The following is a 3,378-nucleotide window of genomic DNA, read 5'->3' as shown; positions in this document are numbered from 1 at the left end:
GCTGCTGCGGTCGGTGGTGGCGAGCAGGGTGGTGCTGCTGCCGTTGGTGGTGGCGAGCAGGGTGGTGCTGCTGCCGTTGGTGGTGGCGAGCAGGGTGGTGCTGCTGCCGTTGGTGGCGGTGAGCAGGGTGGTGCTGCTGCGGTCGGTGGTGGCGAGCAGGGTGGTGCTGCTGCCGTTGGTGGTGGCGAGCAGGGTGGTGCCGCTGCGGTCGGTGGTGGCGAGCAGGGTGGCGCTGCTGCGGTCGGTGGTGGCGAGCAGGGTGGTGCCGGCAACCAGGGCGGCGCGGGCAACCAGGGTGGCTCGGGCAACCAGGGTGGCTCGGGCAACCAGGGCGGTACCGGCAACCAGGGCGGCTCGGGTGACCAGGGCGGTACCGGCGACGGTGGCGCGACCACGGGCGGCAACGCGAGCGGCGGGGGCACCACCGGCGGTGGCGGCACCGGCGGCTCCCCCTCCACGACCGGCGGGACCGACACCGACAGCCTCGGCTCCCAGCCGGTGCAGCAGGGTGAGGCCAAGGAGGAGCTGGCCGAGACCGGTGCCTTCGAGACCACGTTCCTGCTGATCGGCGCCGCGACCATGATCGCGGGCGGCATCGGCTTCCGGATGCTGCCGCGTCTGGTGGCCGGCGGACGTACCGCCGTCTGAGGACATCGTCCCGGGCGTCGTCCACGACCTACGGAAGGGCCCGGACACCGTGCATGGTGTCCGGGCCCTTCCTCCTACGTACGCACCGTTCGCGCCGCGCGCTACGCGGTCTGCTGCACCGCCACGAAGGCCACCGCCGCGAGCAGCACGACGATCATCGTCAACAGGGCCATCGGGCTCAGGCCACCGAAGGGGCCCTCCTGCTGGAGGCGCTCCCGGTTCGCCCGGCAGACGCGGCACCTGCCCTCACTGACGGGTCCCGCGCAGTTGGCGCACACCAATCTGTCGTAGGTCATGCGCATTCCTCCTCACCGCGCGGCGGAGCCGCAGCCAGTGTCTCCCCGCTCAACGCTCGGGGAATCGTGACTGTTCCCCTTACCACTGTGCCAGTTCCCGCCCGTTTCGGCGCGCCCGGCCGGTTTCCGGTGTGACCGCTCCCACTGGCCGCCGCCGCGCATCCGTGATAAATCGCCCAAGCCCGTCCCAACCTCCGCAGCGGACTGCGCGCGCCAGTCCGGTTCGCGTAAGGTCACGCACACCTGCTCCCGGCCGACCGTGGTGTATCTCGTGATTCGATTCGACAACGTCTCCAAGACCTACCCGAGGCAGAACCGTCCCGCACTGCGTGATGTCTCGCTCGACATCGAGAAGGGGGAGTTCGTCTTCCTCGTCGGCTCCTCCGGCTCCGGCAAGTCGACCTTCCTGAGACTGATCCTCCGCGAGGAGCGCACCAGCACCGGCATGGTCCACGTCCTCGGCAAGGACCTGGCGCGCCTGTCCAACTGGAAGGTGCCCCAGATGCGCCGCCAGCTGGGCACGGTCTTCCAGGACTTCCGGCTGCTGCCGAACAAGACCGTCGCGCAGAACGTGGCGTTCGCGCAGGAGGTCATCGGCAAGTCCCGCGGTGAGACCCGCAAGTCCGTCCCGCAGGTCCTCGACCTGGTCGGACTCGGCGGCAAGGAGGACCGGATGCCCGGTGAACTCTCCGGTGGTGAGCAGCAGCGCGTCGCCATCGCGCGCGCCTTCGTGAACCGCCCCATGCTGCTGATCGCGGACGAGCCGACCGGTAACCTCGACCCGCAGACCTCCGTGGGCATCATGAAGCTGCTGGACCGCATCAACCGCACCGGTACGACCGTGCTGATGGCGACGCACGACCAGAACATCGTCGACCAGATGCGCAAGCGCGTGCTGGAACTCGACCAGGGCCGCCTGGTGCGCGACCAGGTGCGCGGCGTCTACGGCTACCAGCACTGAGCACCGCCCGCGTCGCGTACGTACGGGGCAGTGAGCACGACCGCATTGAGCACCGAAAGCTGAAAGGACGCCATGCGCGCCCAGTTCGTCCTGTCGGAGATCGGCGTCGGCCTCCGCCGCAATCTCACGATGACCTTCGCCGTCATCATCTCCGTGGCCCTCTCGCTCGCCCTGTTCGGCGGCGCGCTGCTCATGCGCGATCAGGTCAGCACGATGAAGGACTACTGGTACGACAAGGTCAACGTCTCCATCTTCCTCTGTAACAAGGGAGATGTGACGACGTCGCCGCAGTGCACCAAGGGCGCGGTCACGACGGAGCAGCGGAAGCAGATCGAGGGCGATCTGAAGAAGATGACGACGATCGTCGAGACCGTCCACTACGAGAACGCCGACGAAGCGTACAAGCACTACAAGGAGCAGTACGGGGATTCGCCGCTCGCCGCCACGATCACCCCGGACCAGATGCCGGAATCGTTCCGCGTCAAGCTCAAGGACCCCGAGAAGTACAAGGTGGTGGCGACCGCCTTCGCGGGACGGGACGGGGTCCAGTCCGTCCAGGACCAGCGCGACATCCTCCAGAACCTGTTCGGGCTGATGCAGGGCATGAACGTCGCCGCGCTCTTCGTCATGGCGCTGATGCTCGTCATCGCGATCATGCTGATCGTCAACACCGTGCGTGTCTCGGCGTTCAGCCGACGGCGTGAGACCGGGATCATGCGCCTGGTGGGCGCCTCCAGCTTCTACATCCAGATGCCGTTCATCATGGAGGCCGCGTTCGCCGGGCTGCTCGGTGGTGTCGTCGCGTGCGCGATGTTGCTCCTCGGGCGCTACTTCCTGATCGATCATGGTCTTGATCTGTCGCACAAGATGGAACTCGTCAACTTCATCGGCTGGGACGCGGTGCTCACCAAGCTTCCGCTGGTGCTGGCGATCGCGCTGCTGATGCCCGCTCTGGCCGCTTTCATCGCGTTGCGCAAGTACCTCAGGGTGTGACAAGTGCCCTTGGCGTCGTGTCGCCAAGGGCCCGTCCGCCGGGGGGCGTTGTCCTAGACTCAACGCCATGTCGGGCTCCGAGTTGCCTCAAAGATCCCGCGGCGTCCGCCGCGGCGCGGCCCTGACCTTCGTATTCGCCAGCGTGCTGGCCACGGCCGCGGCCACGAACTCCCTGCCGCGCAGCGACGAGAAATCGCCGGTGCTGCCGCTGCGCGCCGCCTCCTCCACGGTCCACGGCGACGACGTCGCCCGGGCCGCCGCCGAGGCCATGGCGGACGGCAAGTCGGCCACGGAAGCGGCCGAGGAGGTCGTCAGCCGCAGCGGCGACCGCTGGGGCGCGGTGTACGACAAGAGTGAGTACGAAGAGTTTGAACAGGGCCTCGACGGCCGGTACACCGGCGTCGGGCTCGCGGCCCGCGGCGCGGCGGGCGGTCTGATCGAGGTCACCCGGGTCCAGCCGGGCGCGCCCGCCGCCCGGGC

At 68.5% G+C, this 3,378-nt stretch carries 4 protein-coding genes and 1 pseudogene; 3 read left to right on the top strand and 2 right to left on the bottom strand.

Annotated features, from left to right (window positions below; translation table 11 throughout):
- Both GT042_RS28435 and GT042_RS28430 read right to left on the bottom strand, forming a co-directional pair.
- Window positions 1-654 (bottom strand): hypothetical protein (locus GT042_RS28435; protein ID WP_202534048.1); only part of this gene is annotated, 654 nt, incomplete at its 3' end.
- Window positions 655-749: 95 nt separating this feature from the next.
- Window positions 750-944, bottom strand: coding sequence for a hypothetical protein (locus tag GT042_RS28430; protein WP_161311575.1), 195 nt, complete (start codon window positions 942-944; stop codon window positions 750-752).
- Between the two features lie 271 nt (window positions 945-1,215).
- Between GT042_RS28430 and ftsE the strand changes: the two genes are divergently transcribed.
- From ftsE to GT042_RS28415, 3 genes and pseudogenes are all read left to right on the top strand, one after another.
- Window positions 1,216-1,905, top strand: a complete 690-nt coding sequence (gene ftsE / locus GT042_RS28425) for a cell division ATP-binding protein FtsE (protein WP_161311574.1) — start codon at window positions 1,216-1,218, stop codon at window positions 1,903-1,905.
- Window positions 1,906-1,977: 72 nt separating this feature from the next.
- The gene (ftsX, locus tag GT042_RS28420) at window positions 1,978-2,898 is read left to right on the top strand and encodes a permease-like cell division protein FtsX (protein WP_161311573.1); all 921 of its coding nucleotides are present in this window, start codon (window positions 1,978-1,980) and stop codon (window positions 2,896-2,898) included.
- Window positions 2,899-2,965: 67 nt separating this feature from the next.
- Window positions 2,966-3,378 (top strand): annotated as a pseudogene (locus tag GT042_RS28415) (peptidase S41); the annotation flags it as partial.

The organism is Streptomyces sp. SID3212 (genome assembly GCF_009865405.1).
Taxonomy (GTDB): domain Bacteria; phylum Actinomycetota; class Actinomycetes; order Streptomycetales; family Streptomycetaceae; genus Streptomyces.
The sequence above is the reverse complement of the archived record's forward strand: the minus strand, read 5'-3'. Positions and strand labels throughout refer to the sequence as shown.